Here is a 21,424-nt window from a genome sequence, read left to right on the forward strand (position 1 = left end):
CGTTTCCGGAGCTTCCCGCCATGCCGCGTCCGCCGCGCCGTCCCGCCGGTCCGCCCCGTCCGTTCCAAGACGGCCGCTCGGCCGCCGGCCCGCGCCGCCGCTCCGGCCCCGTCGGCGGGCGCGAGCGGGAGAAGCGCGACGCCTCCGACTTCGTGCGCATCACCGGCCTGCCGGCGGTGGCGGCGGTGTTCGAGCGCGACCCCGAGCGGGTGGAACGCCTGTTCTTCGAGCCGCATCTGGCCGGCAAGGTCGGCCCGTGGTCGCAGCAGATGGCGGCGCGGCGCCGGCCCTATCGCATCGTCGAGGCCGACGAGCTGGCCAAGATCGCCGGCACCACGCTCAACGGCGGCATCGTCGCCGTCTGCCGCCCGCGCGACGTCCCCCGCTTCGACGTCGAGGCCGCCAAGGGCTGGGCCAAGACGGGCAAGCCGCTGGTCATGCTGGACGGCATCGGCAACCCGCACAACCTGGGCGCCATCGTGCGCACCATGGCCTTCTTCGGCCTGGAGCACCTGGTGATCTCCGACCACCCCGGCCAGGCCGGCCTGTCGGAGGCGGCCCACCGCGTGGCGGAAGGCGGGCTCGAATGGGTGTCCCTGTGGCGGGCGGAGCGCATGCCGCTGGTGCTGCGCGACCTCAAGCGCAACTGGCTGACCGTCGGCACCGCCCTGCAGGACGGCCCGTCGCCCACCATCGCCGACCTGAAGGCCACCGCCAAAGCCGCCGGGCGCCCGGTGGCCCTGGTGCTCGGCAACGAGGAAGACGGCCTGCCGCGCGACACCCTGAAGGCCTGCGAAAAGATCCTCACCCTGCCGGGCACCGGCCGCGTCCAGTCCCTCAACGTGGCGGCGACCGCTGCCATCCTGGTGCACGCCTTCACGGCGGGGTGAGCGGTCAGGACCCGTGCGCGCGCTCCGGCGCTGCCAGCGGGTACTCGCGGATCAGAACCTCCGCCGGCAGGTCGAACTGATCGTGCAGGGCTCGGATCATGTCCAGGCTGAGGCGTCGGCGGCGGTTGAGCACTTCCGACACGCGACCCGAAGGCCCGAGCGCCGGCTCGAGGTCCCGACGGCCAAGCCCGCGGGCCTCCATCAAGTGTTCGAGAAGGGCGATGGGGTCCGGCGCCTCTATCGCGTGATGACGCGCCTCATAGGCCTGAACCAAGGTGACGAGGACGTCCAGCGTCTCGCCTTCGGGCGAACCGGCGGGTGCCGTCATCAGCGTTTCGATCTGGCGCAGGGCCGCCTCGTAGTCGGCTTCGGTGCGGATGGGATGAACCGTGACGACCGTCATATGCTCTCGACCTCTATGGCATCGTATTCCGAATGACTTCCGACGAACCGGACGTAGACGGTGCGGCGAGGGTAGTTGATCCAGGCGACGAGCCGGTACTTGTTGCCCGCGATGTTGAAGACGACCCGGTCGCCGACGAAGCTCGCGGTGCGGTATTGGCGCTTCACGTCGGCCGGCCCGGACCAGTCGGCCGCAGTGACCACCGTGTGCCACGCCTTGAGCGGCTGTTCGCTGTCCTCACGGCCGGGCTGCTGCCAATGGCGTCGCAGCGTGCTGAGCGCGATGATCCTCACGGCAGTCTAGCGTCCTCCCGAAATGGGAGCAAGCCTCGCCGTCGGCAAGGCCGGCCGCCTCACCCCACATCTCCCGTCGCCGCCAGGGTCACGCCCGCCGCCTGCATGGTCGCCAGGGCGTCGGCCAGGGTACCGGGCATGTCGACGGCGCGGCAGGCGTCTTCGATCAGCACGGCGTCCAGGCCCAGCGCGCGGGCATCCTGCGCCGAGTAGTTGACGCAGAAGTCCGTCGCCAGCCCGCACAGGAAGACCCGCCGGATGCCCTTGTCGCGCAGCCAGCCGCCGAGGCCCGTCGGCGTGCGGCGGTCGTTCTCGAAGAAGGCGGAATAGCTGTCGACGGCCGGGTTCATGCCCTTGCGGACGATCATCTGGGCGGGGCGCGTCACGAGGTCGCGGTGGAAGGCCGCGCCCGGCGTGTCCTGCACGCAGTGGTCGGGCCACAGCACCTGCGGGCCGTAGGGCAGCTCGATCACGCCGAAGGGCTCGCCGCCGTGGGTGGAGGCGAAGCTGGCATGGCCGGCCGGGTGCCAGTCCTGCGTCAGCACGACGGTCGCGAAGCGCTCCATGAGGGCGTTGCACAGCGGCACCACCCGGTCGCCCTCGGCCACGGCGAGGGCGCCGCCGGGGCAGAAGTCGTTCTGCACGTCGATGACCAGCAGAGCGTCGGTCGCGGTGGGGACGAGGGACATGGCGGCGCCTCCTGAAGACGACGGAAGGGTCACACCGGCAGCGGCCGGATGGGGATGACGTTGCGGTGGTCCTGCACCTCCACCGCCGCCTGCGCTTGCCGCAGCGGGGCGGCGTCGAGGGGGCGGAGGTCGGCTACCGCCTCGCCCTCGGCCAGGGCGTAGGAGACGCCGGGCGGCCAGCGGCCGATCTGGGTCGCCACCGCCTGGCGCAGGTGGAGGGGCAGCAGGGTTTCCAGGTCGCCGCCCTCGCGCTCCGCCTGCTGCATGGCGGCGGGGGTGACGGCGCTGGCGAGCGTGCCAAGTTCCTCCAGCCCCTCGGCCAGCGCCACCGCATCCACCCCGCGCACGATCACACCGAGCAGCGGCCGGTCGAGCATCAGAAGCTCGCCCGCCGCCTGCCACGTGAAGACGCCGCATCCCGGCTCCAGCTCCGGGTCGGGCAGGCCGGCGAGGTGGCGCAGGTAGGCCACCGCCGCCGGATCGGCCCAGCTTTCCCACAGCGACCCGGCGAGGCCGCGGCCGAGCGTCACCTCCCGCGCGAGGCGGGCGGCGATGCCGATGGAAGGGGCGGGGCCCGTGGTCATGGTGCGGCGATCCTCGGCCGGTCGGGGCGGCGTGTGGGGGCGTCAGCCGCCCTGGTTGAAGGCCGGCTTGCGGCGCTCCAGGAAGGCGTCGATGCCTTCCTCCCAGTCGGCGGTGGCGGTGGAGGCGGCGAAGCTGTCGCGCTCGGCGTCGAGCTGCGCCGCCAGGTCGTTGTGCAGCGAGGCGTTCAGCAGCGCCTTGGTGCGGCCGATGGCGCCGCCGGGCAGGGCCTTGAAGCGCTCCGCCAGGGCGGCGGTGGCGGCGGACAGGTCGGCGCGCGGGTGGACGGCGTTGACCATGCCCCAGCGCTCCGCCGTCGCCGCATCGAAGCGGCCGCCGAGCAGGGCGATCTCCGCCGCCCGCTTGGCACCCACCAGCCGCGGCAGGAACCAGCTGCCGGAGCCGTCGGGCGTGGTGGCGATGTTGATGTAGGCGAGCGTGAAGTAGGCGTCGTCGCTCGCCAGCGTCATGTCGCAGGCATTGGCGAGCGACAGGCCGAAGCCGGCGCAGGCGCCATGGACGCTGGCGATCACCGGCTGCGGCAGGGCGCGCATGCGGGCGATGGCGCGGCCCACCTGGTCGATGAGCGGCGCCACCTTGGCCGGGCGGGTCTCGCGCGGCTCGGCGTTGAGGCTCTTGAACAGGCGCAGGTCGCCGCCGGCCATGAAGTGGTCGCCGGCGCCGTTCACCACCACCACCCGCACCGCGGCGTCGCCGGCGATGCGGCCGAAGGCGTCGTCGAGCCCTTCCGCCATGGCCATGTCGAGCGCGTTCAGGCTCTGCGGCCGGTTCAGGGTGACGGTGGCGACGGCGTTCTCGATGTGCAGCAGGACGGCGGGGTCGGCCATGACGGAAGCGGGCTCCTGTGGACGTTTCTGGATCTTGTCGTCTGGTTATATCGGGCGCCGCGCCTCAGGCAAAGAGACCGGGACGCGCCGCCGGCTCCGCCAGGTCGGGCAGCGGCTGCTCGAAGGCGGGCGTGACCTGGAAGCCGAGCCCGCCCTTCAGGCCGAGCGCACTGACCGTATTGGCGAACAGGCCCATGAGGTCGCGCCGCATCTCCGTCGGCAGTGGCTGGTGGGTGCGCAGGATGAGGTCGAAGCGGCGGTCGGTCTTGCGGAACAGGCCGTCGATCTGTAGCGCGCCCAGGCGCGACAGCTCCAGCGTCAGCAGGAAGCGCTGGCCGCCGCCGCCCTTGCCTTCGCCCTCGCCGCCGTCCTCGTGGTCGCCGGAGCCCTGGCGGCGGCTGATCATCTGGATGCGCGTCACCTCGCCGCCGACGTGGAAGGGCAGGGTGGTGACGCGCCATTCGGTGCCGCTGCCGTCGCGGCGCACGGTGGAGGCCTCGGCGAGGTCGCCCTTGAGCGTCTTCGCCACCCGCTCGCCGCGCTCGCCGGCCCGCTCCAGCGCCCGCATGACGCCGCTGCCCGGCCACAGGCGCACCTCGCCGCCCGCCTGCGCCGCCGTCGAGAAGCCGGCGATGGTGGCGACGAGGCGCGGGTTGGCCTGCGGCAGGACCTCGGCGAGGCGGCGGCCGGCCTCGCTGGTGCCGAGCACCTGCAGGGCTTCGGTCAGGCTCGGCCAGGCGGTGGCGGAGAACACCGGGGCCGCGCCCGCCGGCAAGGGCGCGGCGGTGGCGGGCGGGGCGGCGGCGCGCAGCACCTCGAGCCCGATCTGGGTGCCCGGCGGTGCGGCGATGCGGCCGGCGACGGCCAGCGTGCCGGCGCTCGTTTGCACGAAGGTCTGGCCCTGGGTGCCGCCGGGCAGCACGGTGCCGGGTAGCACGGCGGCCGGGTCCGTCGCGGTCACCGTCGGCGCAACCCAGGGCGTCGCGACGCCGGCGGCGGGGGTATAGGGGATGGCGGCGCCGGTCAACGGCATGGCGGGCGTGGGTGTGGCGCCGGGGACCGGGCCTGCGGGGCCAGCCGTCGCGGGCGCGATGGGCGCCGGGGTTCCCCCGACCGACACCACCCGCACCATGACCGCCGTCCCCGGGGTGAGGGTGACGCCGTTGACCACCGGCGCCGGTGTGGCCGGAGCAGGGCTCGCCGGGGTGGGCGTGGCGGGTGCCGAGGCGGCCGGGATGGTTGTGGCACCTGCGGCAGGAGCCTGTCCGGGAGCCGCCGGCACCGGCTGACCGCCGCTCGCCGGGGCGGCTGCCGGCACGGCCTGACCCGGCGCCGCCGTCGGCACGGTCGCGGGAACGCTCGCCCCCGGCGGAACCACCGCCGCCGCCGGCGGCGCCGCGCCGGGGATCGGCGGAAGGGGCGTCGCCGCGCCCGGTACGGGCTGGCCCCCGCCCGGCAAGAGAGCCCCCGGCGCGACCTGCCCGGCGAGGCCGGGCACCGGAGCCGAGGCGCCGGGTGTAGGTAGCGGAGCGGTGACCACCGGCGGCGCCGAGGGCGCCGGCTGAGCGGGGGCGGGTGTGGCAGTCACCGGTGGGGCTTGAGGCGCTGGAGCCGGCTGCGCGGGGGCAGCCGAGCCGCCACCGGCCGGCGGCGGTGCCTGTGGTGGGGCCTGTGGTGGGGCCGTTTGCGTCGTCGCCGGGCTGCTCTGCGGCGACGGGGCGGGCGCCGGCTGGTTACCCGCCGCCTGAGCGGCCGGAGCGGCCGGCGTCGCTGCCGGGGGCGGCGGAGCGGCGGCCGGTGGCGGCGTAGGCTGGCTGGGCGCCTGCGTCGAAGTGGGCGCTTGCGGCGCGGCGGGTTGGCCGGTGGGTTGCGGCGGCGCCGGGGCGGGCGCCGGCGTCCCCCCCTGCGGCGCCGGCGGCGACAGTGTCGAAGTGGTTCCAGCGGCGGGCGGTGGCGGCGCGCCAGCGCCCTGCGGCGCCGGGGCTTGTGCCGTCGATGCTTGCCCTGTCAGTGCAGGCTGAGCCGCCGAGACTGCCGGTGCCGCGGGCGGGATGGCCGCCGCCGCACCCTGGCCCGTCGGCGCAGGCGTCGGCGTCGCTTGTGCTGCAGCCTGTTGCGCAGCGGGTTGGGTGGGAGGTGTCGCCGGTGCGACGGCCTGCGCCCCGGTGGGCGGGGCGGCTGGCGCAGCTGTCTGCCCCGTCGGCGCAGGCGCAGGCGTCGCTTGTGCCGCAGGCTGTTGTGGGGCGGATTGGCCGAGAGGTGTCGCCGGTGCAGCGGCCTGCCCCGCGGGCGGAGTCGCCGTCGCGGTCTGGCCTGTCGGTGCAGGGGCCGCCGTCGATTGTGTCGCGGGCTGCTGCGGAGCAACTTGGCCGAGGGTCGTCGCCAGCGCGGCGGCCTGTGCCCCCGCGGGCGGTGCGGCTGCCGTCGCTGTTTGGCCCGTTGGTGCAGGCGCAGGCGTCGCCTGTGTCGCGGGTTGTTGCGGAGCGGATTGCCCGGGGGGCGTCATCGGCGCGGCGGCCTGTGGTCCCGCGGGCGGTGCGGCTGGCGTCGCGGTCTGGCCTGTCGGTGCCGGCGCAGGCGTCACCTGTGCCGCGGGCTGCTGTGGGGCGGTTTGAGCCGGGGGCGTCGCCGGTGCGGTGGCCTGCCCCGCGGGCGGAGTCGCCGTCGCGGGCTGGCTTGTCGGTGCAGGCGCAGGCGTCACCTGTGCCGCGGGCTGCTGTGGGGCGGGCTGAGCGGCGGGCGTCGCCGGTGCGGTGGCCTGCCCCGCGGGCGGAGTTGCCGTCGCGGGCTGGCCCGTCGGTGCAGGCGCAGGCGTCGATTGTGTCGCGGGCTGCAGCGGAGCGGATTGGCCGAGGGGTGTCGCCGGCGCGGCGGCCTGTGGTCCCGCGGGCGGGGCGGCTGGCATTGTTGTCTGGCCCGTCGGTGCGGGTGCAGGTGTCGCTTGTGCCGCAGGTTGTTGCGAAGCGGCTTGGCCCGGGGGCGTCACCGACACGGCGGCTTGTGCTCCCGCGGGCGGGGCGGCGACGGCAGGCTGACCCGTCGGCGCGGATGCTGGCGTCGCTTGAGCCACGGCGGGCAGGGGCGAGGGTTGGCCGGGAGTGGTCGTCGTGGCTGCTTGCGCCCCCGCCGGTGGGGGGGCTGCCGTTGTGCTCTGGCTTGGCGGCGCAGGCGCTGCTTGGGTTGCGGGCGGCGGTGCTGCGGGTTGGCTGGAAGCCGGCGCCGGCGCCGGCGTCTGCGGAGCGGGCTGGGTCGGCGTCGCCGCCTGTGTCTCTGGCGGTTGAGCGGCGGCGGGTGCCGCCTGCCCAGTCGGTGCAGGCGCGGGGGATGCGGCGCCGGTGGGCGCCGGAGCGGAGGCCTGTTCGGCCGTGGGCTGGGTGGCGGCCGTCGCCGGCTGTCCGGTCGGTGCAGGTGCTGGCGTGGCTTGGGCAGGCGCCGGTTGCGGCGTCGGCGGAGTGGTCGCGGTCGCCGGTGTGGGGACTGGGCCTCCGGCCGGCTGCTGGGCGGGCGCCGGGGGCGAGGGCGCCGGTTGGCTGACCGCAGTCGTCGGCGCGGCGGGTCGTCCTGCCGTCGGCTGGCTGTCGGGAGACGGCGCCTGCGCCGGCGATTGCGGCGCGGCGGTGCTGGTGGCGGGCGGTGACGGCTGGCGACCTGCCGGCTGAGCGGCCTGTGCCACGGGGGTCTGGGCGGCGGCGGTCGGTACCTGCGCCGGCACCGGTGTGCGGCCGTAGGCGAGGGCGGCGGCCTGGGTGGCAGGTTGCGGCGGGGGCGCCGTGCCGGCGGCCGCCCCCGGCGTCGGGCGGAGGACGATGGCGAGCAGGCCGTCGCGGTTGGACAGGCTGAGGGTGTCCACGCCGCTCGCCGCCACCGTCGGGGCCTGTGCCTGTGGCTGGGGCGGGGTGGCCGCCTGGGGTGCCGGTGCCTGGGCGGCCGGCGCCTGCGGCCGGGCGGCGTGCAGCTCGGGCAGGGCCTGGGCGAGGGGGCGGCCGTCGACGGCGGTGACGCGGAAGACGGTGGCGTCGGTGGTCTGGCCGCTTACCTGCACGGTCAGGCGGGTACCCTCGGGCAGGGGCAGGGGGGTCCGCAGGGTGACGCTCGCGGTGCCGCCGCCGGGGGCGGGCAGGCTGGCGGTCACGGTGCCGCGGTCGGCGGCGGCGGTGGCGGTCAGTTCCACCACCGCACCCGGCGGCAGGGCGCGCACGGCGGCGGGCGGATGGCTGGCGGCGGCCACCGAGGGCACGGGCGCCGGCGCCCGCGGCGGAGCGCCCGCGGCGGCGGTGGGGGGCGGCGGCAGCGGGCGCGACATGCCCCGGCCCTCCGTTACAGCTTCAGCAGCCGGTCGGCGATGGCCTCGACGTCGGCGGCGGCTTCCGCATTGGGGTGGCGGGTCAGGATCGGCGTCTGGTTGCGGATGGCCTCGCGCACCCGCATGTCCCGCCGCACGATGCCGAGCAGCGGCGGATTGATCTTCAGGAAGCCCTGGCAGGCCTTCTGCAGGGTCTGGTAGGTGCGCTCGCCCTCGCGCGTCGAGTTGGCGGCGTTGATGACGACGCGCACGTCGACGCCGGCGCGCTCCATGGCCGTCACCTTGATGAAGGCATAGGCGTCGGTGAGCGAGGTCGGCTCGTCGGAGGTCACCACGATGATGGTGCCGGCGGCGCGCGCCAAGTGGCGGACGCTCTTCTCCACGCCGGCGCCCAGGTCGAGGATGACGCGGTCGTACTTCTGCGCCATCAGCGCCAGGTCGTCGGCCAGGATCTGCAGGCGGCTCGGCGGGATGTTGGCGAGCGAGCCAGAGCCCGAGCGCCCGGCGAGCACGTCGAAGCCGCCCGGCTCGTAGCGCATGATGGCCTGGTTCAGCGTCATCTTGCCGGCCACCACGCTGCCCAGGTCGGCGCGCGGCATGAGGCCGAGCTGGATGTCCACGTTGGCGAGGCCGAGGTCGCCGTCGAACAGCAGCGCCCGCTGGCCCTTGCGCGCCAGCGCGTGGGTGGTGGTGATGGCGAACCACGTCTTCCCCACGCCGCCCTTCCCCGAGGCGATCGCGATGATGTTGCGGCCCTTCTGCCGCTCCGAAGGACGCGGCGCCAGCGTCGGCACGGCGTCTGACGAGGAAGTCATGACTGGCGAGCCTCTCTCCAGGTGTTGAGTTCTTCCTTACCGGAAACCCTCCGCGGGGGCGAGGCTTCCTGAGGCACGGCATCTTCTATGCCGGAGGGCTCGCTGGGCGGCACGATGAGCCGGGCGAGCGACACGGGATTGATGGGGCAAAGCCCGTTGGCGACATGCGGGTTGACCGACACGTCGGAGAACATGAGCTGGCCGGCATCCGCCGCCGCCAGCACGGCGCCGAGGCGGCGCGTCATGTCGAGGCGGGTGGCGAGCAGGCGGGTGGCACCGGCGCCGGCGAAGGCCTCGGCGATCTCGGTCGCCTCGACGGCGTCGCCGCCCGCCGCCAGCACCAGGATGGGCTCGACGTCGGCGGCTTCCACCAGCGTGCGCAGGAAAGCCATGTCGTTGTTGTTGAACGGGTTGAGGCCGGGGCTGTCGATGAAGGTCAGGTCGTGCTCGCCGGCCCGCGCCGCCAGCACCTGGCGCAGGCTGTCCGGCCCGCGCGCCTTTTCCAGCTGGATGTCGAGGATGCGGGTGAAGGCGGCCAGCTGCTCCGTCGCCCCCGCGCGCACCGAGTCGGCGGTCACCACGCCGACCGTCCGGCCGGCGAGGCGGGCTCGGGCGGCGAGCTTGGCGGTGGTGATGGTCTTGCCGGCGCCCGGCGGTCCGACGATGAGAAAGGGCCGCGGCGACCGGCGGGCGGGTAGCGGCGCGAAGGTGAACAGGTCGTCGAGCGCGGCGGCGCAGGCCATGGTGCCGTCGGCCACTTCCAGCACCCGCACCTTGGCGACCAGCCGGTCGAGCAGGACGGTGGGCACGCCGTGGTAGTCCAGGTTGTCGCGGACGATGTCGGCGATGGGCGAGGGCTCGACGCCCGTCAGCACCTGCTCGATCTCGTCGTCGAGGGCGAGTTGTTCCTCGACGGCCGCCGTGATGCGCACACCCTGGCCGCCGGCCGCCCGCTGGGTCGAGACGATGATGGCATCGTCACCCAGTTCGGCGCGGACCATGGCCATGGCCTCGGCCATGGTGTCGGCGGCGTAGCATTTCAGGCGCATGGACAACCCGGAACAACGGAAGGGGGTAGGTCTCCCCCCATCGGACGCAAAGCCCTTTATGCCGCAGGAAGAGTTACTTCTCTCTTACCGACTCACGCAGAACCGGGCGCCGGGGTCAACATTCGCGTTTTCGGGCGCCTGCGGTTCGGCCGCGCTGCCGCCCGTCTTCCTCAATACGGCGCCGATCGTCCGACCCGGGCCAACTCCAGACGCCACTCTCGCCCGGCCTTGTCGATCAGGGTGTCGAGGCGGTCGTAGAAGTCTTCGGCCGTTTCGAGAAGTGCCCGCACCGGATCGGATCCGCTCTTGCCCTTGGCGACGTCGCGGTACGACTGGTTGCCGTAGATCTGCACCTGTTGCAGCGGCAGCGTCAGCACCGACCGCGGCGCGCCGCCGCCGACCGCCAGCTTCTGCAAGGCCAGGAGGGCTGCAGCGACGGCCTTGGTCGGGTCCGTGAGGTGCTTCTGGAACAGCTTGGCGTCGATGTCGCCCCGGCTCTTGCGGGCCTGCGCGACCTTGCTTGCCGCCGCCTCGACGGCTGCCTGGGTCGCCGAGAAGGCGGCGGCGCAGCGTTTGACGTCATAGGGCGCGACCTGCCATTTCTCTTCGGCAGCCTCGCAAGCGGTGTCCAGACTGTCGGCGATGTCTTCCAGAGCTTTGGCGAGCACGACCAGTTGCTCGGCATAGACCGGGTCGGCATCGGCGTCGCCCGACTTGGCCTTGCGCAGGTCGGCGACGTAGCCCGCCGTGGCGCGGCGCATGTCGGCGCGCGCCGCCTTCAGTTTGGCGGACGTCTTGTCATCGGGGTCGCTCGCCAGTTTGAGGGCCAGGCCTTCGCAGGTGGACAAGGCCTTCTCGATCCCCGACGCCATGCGGAACGCGCCGAGGATCGTGCGGCTGGGCTTCTTGCGCTTGGTCTTGGCTTCGAAGGTCTTCTTGGCGTCCTGCCAATCGCGCGTCCAGGGTCCCGCGGCCTTGAAGACGGTGCCGCCGCGCACGGGCTTCCATTCGTCGACCCACATGTCGGCCATGGCCGAAAGGGTCGTGTCCATCTGCTTCACGGCGCCGGCCGAGATCACGGTAATGCCGACCTGCGCCTCCATGGCCCTGATCTTGGCCACCACGCCCGAGAACTTGCCGACCGCGGCCGTGAGCGCCTTCACCATGGCTTCCGTGGGCGCGCTCTCATAGCGGGCGACAAGCTTGTCTACCTCGGCCATCAGGGCGGTTCCCTCGTCGATCGCCTTTTGCAGCTGCTTGCCGCGCGGGGTGTTGGAGGCCTTCTTCAATTCCGCAATGTGGTACTGCGCATCCTTCCAATCGCGCGAAAACTTCCCCATGCCGTCCCCGTCGGTGATGCCTGACGCCAAACCAGAGCAGATCGCGGCTGCCGCGCGAAAAATCGTTCGGCTGCACAACTTGTGGGGGATTATGCGGAGGGAGCCTGCCGTGCGCAAGCTTTTGAGGTCGGGCTGTGTACGCGCGCGCAGTGGCCCATCGGTCCCGCCACCAGGCCGCATCATTGCGATGGTACTCGGCCATACCCGTCGTCCAGGCGGACGATGTCGTCCTCGCCGAGGTAGCCGCCGGACTGCACCTCGATCAGGTGCAGCGGGATCCGTCCCGGGTTTTCCAGGCGGTGGACGGTGCCGGCGGGGATGTAGGTTGATTCGTTCTCGCGCAGCAGGAAGGTTTCGTCGCCCCGCCGCACGAGAGCGGTGCCGCTCACGACCACCCAGTGCTCGGCGCGGTGGAAGTGGCGTTGCAGTGAGAGCCGACCGCCGGGGTGAACGACGATTCGTTTGACCTGGAAGCGGTCGCCGGCGTCGATGGCGCGGTAGCTGCCCCACGGTCGGTGGACGGTGCTGGGGGCCGTCGCCTCGGTGCGGCCGGCGGCCGTCAGGCGGTCGACCACGGCCTTGACCTCCTGGGCGTGGCTGCGGTCGGTCACCAGCACGGCGTCGTCGGTCGCCACCACGACCACGTCGGTGAGACCGGCGACGGCGACGAGGCCCCGGTCGCTGCGGACATAGGCCCCGCGCGTATCGTGCAACAGCACGTCGCCGCGCGCGACGTTCCCGGCCGTGTCCTTCTCTCCCAGTTGCCACAGGGCTGACCATGCCCCCAGGTCGTCCCAACCGGCGGCCAGGGGAACCACGGCGGCGCGGCGCGTCCGCTCCATCACCGCATAATCGATGGAGGTGGCAGGGCAGTCGGTGAAGGGCTCGGCGGCGAGGCGGCGGAAGGTGAGGTCGCGGGTGCTGCCGGCCAGGGCGGCGCGGCAGGCCGCCACGACGGCAGGCGCGGCCGCTTCCAATTCATCGAGATAGGCCTGTGGTGAGAAGAGGAAGATGCCGCTGTTCCACAGGTGGCGGCCGCCGGCGAGGAACTGCTCGGCGCGGGCGGCTTCTGGCTTCTCAACGAAACGGGCGACGGCACACACGTCGGGATGGAGCGACATCGCGTCGCCGGCCTCGATGTAGCCGTACCCTGTTTCGGCCCGGTCCGGCGTTACCCCGAAGGTCACCAGGGCTCCGTCGCGGGCGGCCGGGGTGGCGGCGATCACCGCCTGCAGGAAGGCGGGCACGTCGGCCATGACGTGATCCGACGGCATCACCAGCATCAGATCCTCCGCCGCCGCCCCGGCCTCCTGCAGGTGAAGGGCGGCGATTGCGGCCGCCGGCCCGGTGTTGCGGCCGACTGGCTCGAGCAGGATGTCGCGTGGTGCCACGTCCACGGCCCGCAACTGCTCCGCCACGACGAAGCGGTGCTCCTCGTTGCAGACGACCAGCGGCGACGCGAAGCCGGCGCCGACCGTGCGCAGGACCGTCTGCTGGATGAGGCTGAGCTCGCCGGCGACGGGAATGAACTGCTTCGGATAGTCGGCACGCGACAAAGGCCACAGGCGGCTGCCCGAGCCGCCGGACAGGACGACGGGCGTGATCTGGGCCGTCGGCATGGCTGTCACGGGATCCTCCTGACTGGCGGCGGGGTGCGGCGTGCGTAGGCCTCAGGGTGCCTCATGTCTCCGCCCGCCGGAAGCCGGGTTGTCGATGGCGATGACCGGTTCGTGCACGCAAAGCCTATCGTAGGTTCATCCCGTCCGTGTCATACAGGCGCTGGTAAGGCCCGGCGGGCGACATGCGAAACAGGGGGATGCAATGGCGCAGAGGCGCGCGCTCGTCACCGGCGTCACCGGGCAGGACGGCACGTACCTGACGGACCTGCTGCTCGCCAAGGGCTACGAGGTGCATGGCCTGCGGCGCTATGCCGCGTCGGCCGGTGATCTTCCGCTGTTCCGCCTTCCCGGTCGCCGATCGGTCGGACGGGAGGGGGCGCTCCACCTGCATTACGGCGACGTCGGCGACGCCGCCCGCCTGATTCGCCTGATCGAGGCCGTGCGGCCAGACGAGATCTACAACCTGGCCGCCCAGAGCCATGTTCAGGTGAGCTTCGACACCCCCGTCCATACCGGCGACGTCAACGCGCTCGGCGTCGTGCGCCTGCTGGAGGCGGTGCGCACCCTCGGCCTGGCGGGGCGGACCCGCATTTATCAGGCGTCCACGTCGGAGCTGTTCGGCGCCGCCGCCGAGTGGCCGCAGCGGGAGAGCACCCCGTTCCGCCCGCGCAGCCCCTATGGAGCCGCCAAGCTCTACGGGTACTGGATCGCGGTCACCTATCGCGAAGCGCACGGTCTGCACGTCTCCAACGGCATCCTGTTCAACCATGAGAGCCCGATCCGCAGCGAGGCCTTCGTCAGTCGCAAGATCACCCGGGCGGCCGCGGCCATTGCGGTCGGTCGACGGCAGGTCCTGCGGCTGGGCAATCTGGAGGCTCGCCGCGACTGGGGGCACGCCCGCGACTACGTGGAAGGCATGTGGCGGATGCTGCAGCAGGAGGGCCCCGGCGACTACGTCCTGGCGACGGGGGAAGACCACTCGGTGCGGGATTTCGCCGACCTCGCCTTTCGGCTCGCGGGACGGCCGCTGGTCTGGCGCGGAGGCGGTGCGGCGGAAGAGGGCCGCTGTGCGGCGACGGGCGAGGTTCTGGTGGCGGTGGACCCGCGCCTCTACCGGCCGGCGGAGGTGAACCGGTTGCTTGGCGACGCCTCCATGGCCGGCGAGCGGTTGGGCTGGCGCCACCGCATCGGGTTCCCCGATCTGGTGCGCGAGATGGTGGAGCACGACATGGCCGCGCTGCGGGGTTCGGCGGTGTGAGCCGCCGAAGCCTGAGCCGTCAGCGGAACAGCTGCAGCAGCGTCTGCGAATTGCCGTTGGCGATGGACAGGCTGCTGATGGCCAGCTGCTGCTGGACCTGCAGCGCCTGCATGCGGGCCGAGGCATGCGTCATGTCGGCGTCCACCAGGATGCCGTTGGCGCGCGTGAGTTCGTCGATGAGCGAGTTCGCCATGGTCTGGGCCGTCTCGATCTGCACCGCCTCGGAGCCGAAGGCGGCGCCGACCTCGAGCACGCGGCTCATGGCGACGTCGATCATGGCGTCCAGGCGAAGGCCGAGCGAAATGCTGTAGCCGCTGGTCTGCTGCGCCTCGTACTCGGCCGCGGTGAGCGGCGGGGCGAGGTCGCTGATGTCCACCGATCCGTCGTCGAAGCGCAGTTCCTGGATGTTGGTCAGGGTGTCGCGCCCGTCGCGGCCGATGACCCGCACGGTGCCGTTGCCTTCGTCGGAGATGGTGTAATCGGCCTTGTTGCCGTTGAACACCGCCACGTTCCAGCCGGCGCCGCCGTCGATGACGTCGTTGCCGAGACCGCCGGTGAAGGTGTTGTTCGCCTCGTTGCCCTTCATGCGGTCGGAGCCGCTGCCGCCGATCACGTTCTCGACGATGGTGCCGTAGGCGATGCCGAGGGTGTAGTTCTCGGTGACCGTGCCTTCGAAGGTGACCGTGGTGCCGACGTTGCTGTAGGAGCCGGGCGTCAGGTCGATGTCGAGGGCGCCGGTCTTGTTGGACAGGTCGATTGTGTCGACGCCGCCGCCGTCCCAGATGGTCTCGAAGGTCCGGCCGCTCCAGGAGTAGGTGTCGTCGCCCGAGTTGCCGGCGCCGACGCCGTACATGGCCTGCAGCGCGGCGATGTCGCCCACCATGAACGACGTCGGGAAGAAGTCGGCACCGTAGCCGTCGTTGGTGTCGCCCGCGAAGTCCTTGTAGGACATGACGCTGTACTTCAAGTGGTCGTAGGCGCTGCCGTCGTAGTTGTATTCGTCGTCGATGTTGGCTTCGTGCGGATGCTTGAGGCCGAGGGCGTGACCCAGCTCGTGGATGATGGTCTGGTAGGGATAGCCGGCGCCGGCGGTGACGGTGGCGTAGGCACCCGTGATGCCGGTGGTGATGAAGGTGTCGCCGCCCGCCGCCGCGCTGTTGGGCAGATAGGCGAAGGCGGTGCCGCCGCCGTCGGCGTATTCGGCGAAGCGGAAATCGCCGACCACGCCGGCCGATTCCGTCACCTCGGTGAAGGTGACGCCGCTGAGGCCCGAGGCGTAGGTCATGATGTCGCGCACGGCGGCCTGGTAGCTGGCGTTCAGCGCGGTGATGGCGCCGGCGCCCGGCGCATAGCTGTAGCCCTGGGTGCCGTTGTACAGCGAATAGGTCAGCGCCGCGCCCGATTGGGCGCTGCCGCCCCACTTGGCCCCGTAAGCCAGCATCTTGACGAAGTCACTGGCGCCGTCGTCGACGTTGACGGCGCTGGTCTGCGCGATGGAGCCGGTGATGCCGTTGCCGCCGCCGGGACCGGCGACCGCGGTGCCGGCCGACAGGGCGTCGTTGCCGAAGACGCGGCCGGTCGGCGTGGCGGGCGAACTGGTCGAGGTCGTCGTCTCGACCGGCGGCACCACGGAGTCCACCTTGGCGAGGATGGCGTCGAGGCCGAGGGTGGTGCTCGACATTTCGCGGCCGCCGATGACGATGGTCTCGCCGCGGGCGCCGGTCACCACGCGCCGTTCCTCGCCGTCGAGCAGCGTCGCGCCGTTGAACGACGTGTCGGCGATGATCTGCTCGGCCTGCTGGATGCGCGTGACCACGTCGGCGCGAATGGCCTGGCGCGCCTGTTCGCTGGTCGCGCCGTCGAGATGGATGGCACGCTCGCGAGCCTGGTCGAGCAGTTCCGTGATCTTGCCGGTGGCCGCCCCGATCATCGCCAGCTCGGCCTCGGTCCGGCTCAGTCCGTCGCGGACGGCGTGCAGCGTGTTCACATCTGAGCGGATGGCGAAGGAGACGGACCAGATGGCCGCATTGTGCTTCGCATTACCGACCTTCAAGCCGGTGGCGACCTGATTGGCCACGCCGGACATGTTGGTGTCGATGCTTTGCAGGACCCGCAGGGCCTGCATGGAGCTCACGTTGGTCAGCAGCGAAGACATCTTCTTGTCCCCCGTCGACCGTCCCCCCGGCGGTTCTGCCGGCCCTCTTACGACGGTCACCTTCCGCCCGAAATTAAGAGGTAAATGGCACCACGAAAAGCGTAAAAATGCTCATATCCGGCAACCAGTCGGGCAAGCGCTTGATGTTCCTGCCGCATTTTCGCCCGGCCCGGCGGAGCGGCGGGAATCGGCCCGGTCGCGACATCGCCGCCCCGGCGCGACTCCGCGGGGCGGCGATGAAACGTCAGATTTGGCCGAGGGTTCGGATCTTCGCCTTGGGGTGGATCTCGTTCTGCGACATCACCGGCGTCAGGGGCCGGAAGCGCTCGACGATGGACCGCACGTAGGGGCGGATCATGGGGCTGCACAGCAGCACCGGCGTCTCGCCCTGCATGGCCAGCCGCTCGAAGGTCTGGCGCACCGAGACGATGAACTGCTGCAGGCGGCTCGGGTTCATGGCCAGCTGCTTGTCCTCGCCCTGGCCGACCAGGCTTTCGGCGAAGGCCTGCTCCCACTCCGGCGCCAGGGTGACGATGGGAATGACGCCGTTCTCGTCGGAGTAGGTGTCCGACAGCTGGCGGGCGAGGCGGGCGCGCACGTGCTCGGTGATGGTGGTGATGTTGCGCGATGCCCCCGCCGCCTCGGAAATGCCCTCCAGGATCGACGGCAGGTCGCGGATGGACACGCGCTCGGCCAGCAGGTTCTGCAGCACCCGCTGCACGCCGCCGAGCGAGATCATGCCGGGGATGAGGTCGGCCACCAGCTTCTGGTGCTCGCGGTCGAGGTCGTCGAGCAGGCGCTGGGTGTCGGCGTAGGACAGCAGGTCGGGCATGTTCTCGCGTACCACCTCGGTGAGGTGGGTGGTGATGACCGTCGGCGGGTCGACCACCGTGTAGCCGCGGAACAGGGCCTCTTCCCGGTTGGCGGGGTCGAGCCACAGGGCCGGCAGGCCGAAGGTCGGTTCGCGCGTCTTCTCGCCGGGCAGGCCGATCTCCTCGCCGCGCGGGTCCATGACCAGCAGCATGTTGGGCCGCAGGTCGCCCTTCCCCGACTGCACCTCCTTGATGAAGATGGCGTAGGAGTTGGCCGGCAGCTGCATGTTGTCCTGGATGCGCACCGACGGCATGATGAAGCCGGTCTCCACCGCCAGCGCCCGGCGCAGGGCCTTGATCTGGTCGGTCAGCCGCTGGTTGGGGCCGCCGTTGATCATGGCGAGCAAGCCATAGCCCAGTTCCAGGCGGATCATGTCCATGCGCAGGGCCTCGGAAATGGGCTCCTCGGCGACCGGCGCCTCGGCGGCGGCCTTGTCCTTGCGCTGGATGTCCTGCGCCGCCTCTTCCACCACCTCGTTCTGGCGCCGGCCGAGCCACCACGCGGCACCGCCGGTGATGCCGGCCAGCATGAGGAAGGGCAGGGCGGGCGTGCCTGGCAGCAGCGCCAGCGCCACCGCCAGCGCGGCCGACATGCCGAGTGCCTTCGGGTAGTTGGTGAACTGCCCGATCAGCGCCTTTTCCGTGCTTTCCGTCAGGCCGCCCTTGGACACCATGATACCGGCGGCGACCGAGATGATGAGCGCCGGGATCTGGCTGACCAGACCGTCGCCGACGGTCAGGCGGGTGTAGGTGTCGGCGGCCTTGGCGAAGCTCAGGTCGCCCTGCACCATGCCGATGATGATGCCGCCGATGACGTTGATAGCGGTGATGATGAGGCCGGCGATGGCGTCGCCGCGCACGAACTTCGAGGCACCGTCCATGGCGCCGAAGAAGTCGCTTTCCTTCTGGATGTCGGTGCGGCGCTGGCGGGCCTGCTGCTCGTCGATGAGGCCCGACGAGAGGTCGGCGTCGATGGCCATCTGCTTGCCCGGCATGGCGTCCAGGGTGAAGCGCGCCGTCACTTCGGCGATGCGCGTCGAACCCTTGGTGATGACCATGAAGTTCACCAGGATCAGGATGGCGAACACGATCACGCCGATGACGAAGTTGCCGCCCATGATGAAGCCGCCGAAGGCTTCGATCACCTCGCCGGCCGCGTCCGTCCCCTTGTGTCCGTCGGACAGGATGAGTCGCGTCGACGCCAGGTTCAGCGCCAATCGGAACAGCGTCGCGATCAGCAGCACCACCGGGAAGACGTTGAACTCCAGCGGACGCTCGATGAAGATCGTCGTCATCAGGATCAGCACCGACAGCGTGATGCTGAGTGCCAGCATGATGTCGAGCAGCCACGGCGGCAGCGGCATGATCAGGACCACCAGGATCATGATCACGCCGGCGGCGAACATCAGGTCGCCGCGGCTGGCCGCCTGCACCAGGCGGTCGCGTGCGGAGGTGGCGCCGAAGGCACGGGTGAACAGGCCCCCCATGCCGCCGCCGCCGGCACCGCCGCCGGACGCGCCGGCAGGCGCCGCGTCCAGCTGGCCCGAACCTTCCTCAGCCATGTCTCTTGCTCCTGCCCGTCACCGGCCTGGTCTTCGTGGTTCGCACGCGGCCGCTCACGGATGCGCCTCGGCATCGCCGGCGGGCGGCGGCACGGGCACGCCCTGGTCGGCATAGAGCTTCAGCTTGTTGCGCAGCGTCCGGATGGAGATGCCGAGGATGTTGGCGGCATGGGTCCGGTTGCCGAGGGTGTGCTTCAGCGTTTCGATGATGAGGTCGCGCTCGACGTCGGCGACCGTGCGGCCGACGAGGCCGGAGGTCGCATCCCCCGCCGCCGCGCCGCCGCCTGAACTGCCGCCGGCGTTGGCCATGGCGCTGCCCGGCGTCGCGCCGCCACCGCCGGCGGGCGGAATGGCCGGGCCGCGCGGGGCGGTGTCGGGCAGCAGGATGGCTTCCGGCTCGATGGCGGAGCCCTGCGCCAGCAGGACGGCGCGGTGGATGGTGTTTTCCAGCTCGCGCACGTTGCCGGGCCACGCCTGCGCCCGCAGCAGGGCGCGGGCGGCCTGCGACAGCGGCCGGGCCGGCATGTCGTTCAGCTCGGCGTACTTGAGCGCGAAGTGGTCGGCCAGCGCCTCGATGTCGGCCGGGCGCTCGCGCAGCGGCGGCAGGGCCAGGTTGACGACGTTGAGGCGGAAATAGAGGTCCTCGCGGAAGTGGCCCTGGCGCACCGCGTCCTGCAGGTTGCGGTTGGACGTGGCGATGAGGCGCACGTTCACCTTCACCGGCGTGTTGGAGCCGACGCGGTCGATCTCCTTTTCCTGGATGGCGCGCAGCAGCTTGGCCTGCAGGCGCACGTCCATCTCGGAAATCTCGTCGAGCAGCAGGGTGCCGCCGGTGGCTTCCTCGAACCGCCCGATGCGGCGCGCAACGGCGCCGGTGAATGCCCCCTTCTCATGGCCGAACAGCTCGCTCTCCAGCAGGTTGTCGGGGATGGCGGCGCAGTTGACGGCGACGAAGCGGGCCTTGGCGCGGCGGCTCTTGGCGTGGACGAAGCGGGCCATCAGCTCCTTGCCGGTGCCGCTCTCGCCGGTGATGAGGATGCTGGCTTCCGACGGTGCCACCTGCTCGGCCATCTTCATGACCCGCTGCATGGACGGGTCGCGGAAGACGATGTCGCGGTTGTCCTCGGTCACCGCCTGCAGCACGGCGGCGATGAGTTCGGGCTCCGGCGGCAGGGGGATGTATTCGCGGGCGCCGGCCTTGATGGCGCGCACGGCGGCGCGGCTGTCGTTCTGGGTGCCGCAGGCGACCACGGGCACGGTCATGTGCTCGGCCGCCAGGCCGAGGATCAACTGTTCGACGTCGAGCGCCACGTCGACCATGACCAGGTCGGCGCCGGTGGTCCGCAGGCGTTCCAGGCCGCGCGGGATGTCGTCGGCCTGGCCCACTTCGGCGCCGCGGGCGATGGCGATCTGGCTCGCCGCTCCGATCTGCCCGCCCAGGGATCCGATGATCAGAAGACGCATCCTCGTTCACTCCAAAGCCGTCACTGCGGCCCTTCGGCCGTCATTGAAACCCGCCACGGCCCAGCGGCCGTCACTGAAATACGGTCACGCGCTGCGCCGGCGGCAGCACGCTGTTGATCTGCATCTCGAGGCGCCGCGGATTGTCCTTGCGGCCGATGGACAGCACCCCGAGCAGATAAATGCGCCCGACCAGCTGCTCGTCCGCCGAATTGCGCTCCAGCTTGGAGGCCAGCGGGGTGAACACGATGGTCGCCAGGATGGCGCCGTAGAAGGTGGTGAGCAGGGCGACCGCCATGCTCGGCCCGATGGTCGCCGGGTCGTCCAGGTGGCCGAGCATCTGCACCAGGCCGATGAGGGTGCCGATGAGGCCCATGGCCGGCGCGATCTCGGCGGCCTTGCGCAGCACCTGCACGGCGATGCGGTGGCGGTCCACCATGGCGGTCAGCTCGCCGCGCAGGATGCCGTCCACCTCGGGCTCCGGCGTGCCGTCGATGGCCAGCGTCAGGCCCTTGTGCAGGATCGGCTCGCGCCGCAGCAGGTCGAGCGCCGGGCCCTGCATCTTCAGCAGGCCCTGCTGGCGCGCCAGGGTGGCGAGGTTGATGACCTTCAGCGCCGCGTCGCGCGGCTCGCGGCCCGAGGCGCGGAAGGTGGTGCCGGTGACCTTCAGCGTACGCAGCACGTCGTCGACCGAGAAGCAGGCGGTGGTCACCAGCAGCGTGCCGCCGATGACGATGAGCACCGACGGCACGTCCACGAACGACGCCACCGACCCGCCGAGCAGCAGCGCCGCGGCGATGAGCAGCGCCGCACCGCCCAGCCCGACGATGGTGGCCAGATCGAGCGCCGGGCGTGCGGACCGCGCGGGAATGTCGAGGCCGTCGGCCATCGCGTCCTCAGCTCCGGTCGGTCTTGATGATCTCGGTCATGGTGATGCCGAGGCGGTCTTCCACCACCACCACCTCGCCGCGCGCCACCAGCCGGTTGTTGACGTAGATGTCGATGGCCTCGCCGACCTTGCGGTCCAGCTCCACCACCGCGCCGCGGCCCAGCTTCAGCAGCTGGTTCACCTGCATGGACGACTTGCCGAGCACCGCCGAGACCTGCACCGGAATGTCGTAGACCGCTTCCAGGTCGGCCGCCGAGCGCGGCTTGTCGGGCACGTCGGCGATGACCTCGTCGAGGTCCACCATGCCGCCGTCGGACGGGGCGGGGGAGGCGCCGCCGGCCAGTTCGTTGAGTTCGAGATCGTTGTCGTCAGCCATGTGTCTGGTCTCTCACGGAA

17 protein-coding genes are annotated in these 21,424 nt (G+C 71.7%); 2 read left to right on the forward strand and 15 right to left on the reverse strand.

The genetic code is table 11. From position 1 onward, the window contains the following. Positions 1–20 precede the first annotated feature (20 nt). Complete coding sequence (locus tag CRP50_RS23445; RefSeq protein WP_097281633.1) at positions 21–890, forward strand: TrmH family RNA methyltransferase; 870 nt, start codon at positions 21–23, stop codon at positions 888–890. A 4-nt stretch (positions 891–894) separates the two neighbouring features. Here the strand turns inward: CRP50_RS23445 and CRP50_RS23450 are convergent, their stop codons facing one another. From CRP50_RS23450 to CRP50_RS23495, 10 genes are all read right to left on the reverse strand, one after another. After that, positions 895–1,293: a helix-turn-helix domain-containing protein gene (locus CRP50_RS23450; protein ID WP_097281634.1), complete on the reverse strand. Its 399-nt coding sequence runs from the start codon at positions 1,291–1,293 to the stop codon at positions 895–897. Continuing rightward, positions 1,290–1,586, reverse strand: coding sequence for a type II toxin-antitoxin system HigB family toxin (locus tag CRP50_RS23455; RefSeq protein ID WP_097281635.1), 297 nt, complete (start codon positions 1,584–1,586; stop codon positions 1,290–1,292). Before CRP50_RS23455 ends, CRP50_RS23450 begins: the two co-directional genes overlap by 4 nt. A 59-nt stretch (positions 1,587–1,645) precedes the next feature. After that, positions 1,646–2,275, reverse strand: coding sequence for a bifunctional nicotinamidase/pyrazinamidase (gene pncA, locus CRP50_RS23460; RefSeq protein WP_097281636.1), 630 nt, complete (start codon positions 2,273–2,275; stop codon positions 1,646–1,648). 29 nt (positions 2,276–2,304) lie between these two features. After that, positions 2,305–2,859 carry a hypothetical protein gene (locus CRP50_RS23465; protein WP_097281637.1) on the reverse strand — a complete coding sequence of 185 codons (555 nt, stop codon included), beginning with the start codon at positions 2,857–2,859 and terminating at the stop codon, positions 2,305–2,307. 42 nt (positions 2,860–2,901) lie between these two features. Then, complete coding sequence (locus CRP50_RS23470; RefSeq protein WP_097281638.1) at positions 2,902–3,705, reverse strand: enoyl-CoA hydratase/isomerase family protein; 804 nt, start codon at positions 3,703–3,705, stop codon at positions 2,902–2,904. A gap of 64 nt (positions 3,706–3,769) precedes the next feature. Continuing rightward, on the reverse strand, positions 3,770–4,738 hold the full coding sequence (locus CRP50_RS23475) for a hypothetical protein (protein WP_141415238.1): 969 nt from the start codon (positions 4,736–4,738) through the stop codon (positions 3,770–3,772). A 3,284-nt stretch (positions 4,739–8,022) separates the two neighbouring features. After that, positions 8,023–8,823 (reverse strand): MinD/ParA family protein, encoded by an 801-nt coding sequence (locus CRP50_RS23480; protein WP_176525320.1) that lies wholly within the window; start codon positions 8,821–8,823, stop codon positions 8,023–8,025. Beyond that, positions 8,820–9,872 carry a GTP-binding protein gene (locus CRP50_RS23485; RefSeq protein ID WP_097281640.1) on the reverse strand — a complete coding sequence of 351 codons (1,053 nt, stop codon included), beginning with the start codon at positions 9,870–9,872 and terminating at the stop codon, positions 8,820–8,822. Before CRP50_RS23485 ends, CRP50_RS23480 begins: the two co-directional genes overlap by 4 nt. 170 nt (positions 9,873–10,042) lie before the next feature. Next, positions 10,043–11,212 carry a hypothetical protein gene (locus CRP50_RS23490; RefSeq protein WP_141415239.1) on the reverse strand — a complete coding sequence of 390 codons (1,170 nt, stop codon included), beginning with the start codon at positions 11,210–11,212 and terminating at the stop codon, positions 10,043–10,045. 179 nt (positions 11,213–11,391) lie between these two features. After that, the gene (locus CRP50_RS23495; RefSeq protein WP_097281642.1) at positions 11,392–12,831 is read right to left on the reverse strand and encodes a mannose-1-phosphate guanylyltransferase/mannose-6-phosphate isomerase; all 1,440 of its coding nucleotides are present in this window, start codon (positions 12,829–12,831) and stop codon (positions 11,392–11,394) included. Between the two features lie 202 nt (positions 12,832–13,033). Here CRP50_RS23495 and gmd point away from each other — a divergent pair, with 202 nt between their 5' ends. Continuing rightward, positions 13,034–14,089: a GDP-mannose 4,6-dehydratase gene (gene gmd, locus CRP50_RS23500; RefSeq protein WP_097281643.1), complete on the forward strand. Its 1,056-nt coding sequence runs from the start codon at positions 13,034–13,036 to the stop codon at positions 14,087–14,089. 19 nt (positions 14,090–14,108) lie between these two features. On the opposite strand, the gene CRP50_RS23505 is transcribed toward gmd, so the two are convergent. From CRP50_RS23505 to fliN, 5 genes are all read right to left on the reverse strand, one after another. Next, entirely contained in the window at positions 14,109–16,244 is a 2,136-nt protein-coding gene (locus tag CRP50_RS23505; protein ID WP_097281644.1) for a flagellin, read from the reverse strand. A 244-nt stretch (positions 16,245–16,488) separates the two neighbouring features. Next, on the reverse strand, positions 16,489–18,678 hold the full coding sequence (flhA, locus tag CRP50_RS23510) for a flagellar biosynthesis protein FlhA (protein ID WP_176525321.1): 2,190 nt from the start codon (positions 18,676–18,678) through the stop codon (positions 16,489–16,491). A gap of 54 nt (positions 18,679–18,732) precedes the next feature. Next, positions 18,733–20,142: a sigma-54-dependent transcriptional regulator gene (locus CRP50_RS23515; RefSeq protein ID WP_097281645.1), complete on the reverse strand. Its 1,410-nt coding sequence runs from the start codon at positions 20,140–20,142 to the stop codon at positions 18,733–18,735. Positions 20,143–20,212: 70 nt separating this feature from the next. Then, positions 20,213–21,028 (reverse strand): motility protein A, encoded by an 816-nt coding sequence (locus tag CRP50_RS23520; RefSeq protein WP_097281646.1) that lies wholly within the window; start codon positions 21,026–21,028, stop codon positions 20,213–20,215. A 7-nt stretch (positions 21,029–21,035) separates the two neighbouring features. Beyond that, a complete protein-coding gene (gene fliN / locus CRP50_RS23525) occupies positions 21,036–21,404 on the reverse strand; it encodes a flagellar motor switch protein FliN (RefSeq protein WP_097281647.1) in 369 nt (122 codons plus the stop codon). Positions 21,405–21,424: the final 20 nt, after the last annotated feature.

It is taken from the genome of Caenispirillum bisanense, assembly GCF_900230255.1.
GTDB classification, from domain to species: domain Bacteria; phylum Pseudomonadota; class Alphaproteobacteria; order Rhodospirillales; family Rhodospirillaceae; genus Caenispirillum; species Caenispirillum bisanense_A.

Excerpts from the sequence above, each read along its gene's own strand:
- CRP50_RS23445 (WP_097281633.1), top strand. The coding sequence starts at position 21 with ATGCCGCGTCCGCCGCGCCGTCCCGCCGGTCCGCCCCGTCCGTTCCAA.
- CRP50_RS23450 (WP_097281634.1), bottom strand. The coding sequence starts at position 1,293 with ATGACGGTCGTCACGGTTCATCCCATCCGCACCGAAGCCGACTACGAG.
- pncA (WP_097281636.1), bottom strand. The coding sequence starts at position 2,275 with ATGTCCCTCGTCCCCACCGCGACCGACGCTCTGCTGGTCATCGACGTG.
- CRP50_RS23465 (WP_097281637.1), bottom strand. The coding sequence starts at position 2,859 with ATGACCACGGGCCCCGCCCCTTCCATCGGCATCGCCGCCCGCCTCGCG.
- CRP50_RS23470 (WP_097281638.1), bottom strand. The coding sequence starts at position 3,705 with ATGGCCGACCCCGCCGTCCTGCTGCACATCGAGAACGCCGTCGCCACC.
- CRP50_RS23475 (WP_141415238.1), bottom strand. The coding sequence starts at position 4,738 with ATGCCGTTGACCGGCGCCGCCATCCCCTATACCCCCGCCGCCGGCGTC.
- CRP50_RS23480 (WP_176525320.1), bottom strand. The coding sequence starts at position 8,823 with ATGACTTCCTCGTCAGACGCCGTGCCGACGCTGGCGCCGCGTCCTTCG.
- CRP50_RS23485 (WP_097281640.1), bottom strand. The coding sequence starts at position 9,872 with ATGCGCCTGAAATGCTACGCCGCCGACACCATGGCCGAGGCCATGGCC.
- CRP50_RS23490 (WP_141415239.1), bottom strand. The coding sequence starts at position 11,212 with ATGGGGAAGTTTTCGCGCGATTGGAAGGATGCGCAGTACCACATTGCG.
- CRP50_RS23495 (WP_097281642.1), bottom strand. The coding sequence starts at position 12,831 with ATGCCGACGGCCCAGATCACGCCCGTCGTCCTGTCCGGCGGCTCGGGC.
- gmd (WP_097281643.1), top strand. The coding sequence starts at position 13,034 with ATGGCGCAGAGGCGCGCGCTCGTCACCGGCGTCACCGGGCAGGACGGC.
- CRP50_RS23505 (WP_097281644.1), bottom strand. The coding sequence starts at position 16,244 with ATGTCTTCGCTGCTGACCAACGTGAGCTCCATGCAGGCCCTGCGGGTC.
- flhA (WP_176525321.1), bottom strand. The coding sequence starts at position 18,678 with ATGGCTGAGGAAGGTTCGGGCCAGCTGGACGCGGCGCCTGCCGGCGCG.
- CRP50_RS23515 (WP_097281645.1), bottom strand. The coding sequence starts at position 20,142 with ATGCGTCTTCTGATCATCGGATCCCTGGGCGGGCAGATCGGAGCGGCG.
- CRP50_RS23520 (WP_097281646.1), bottom strand. The coding sequence starts at position 21,028 with ATGGCCGACGGCCTCGACATTCCCGCGCGGTCCGCACGCCCGGCGCTC.
- fliN (WP_097281647.1), bottom strand. The coding sequence starts at position 21,404 with ATGGCTGACGACAACGATCTCGAACTCAACGAACTGGCCGGCGGCGCC.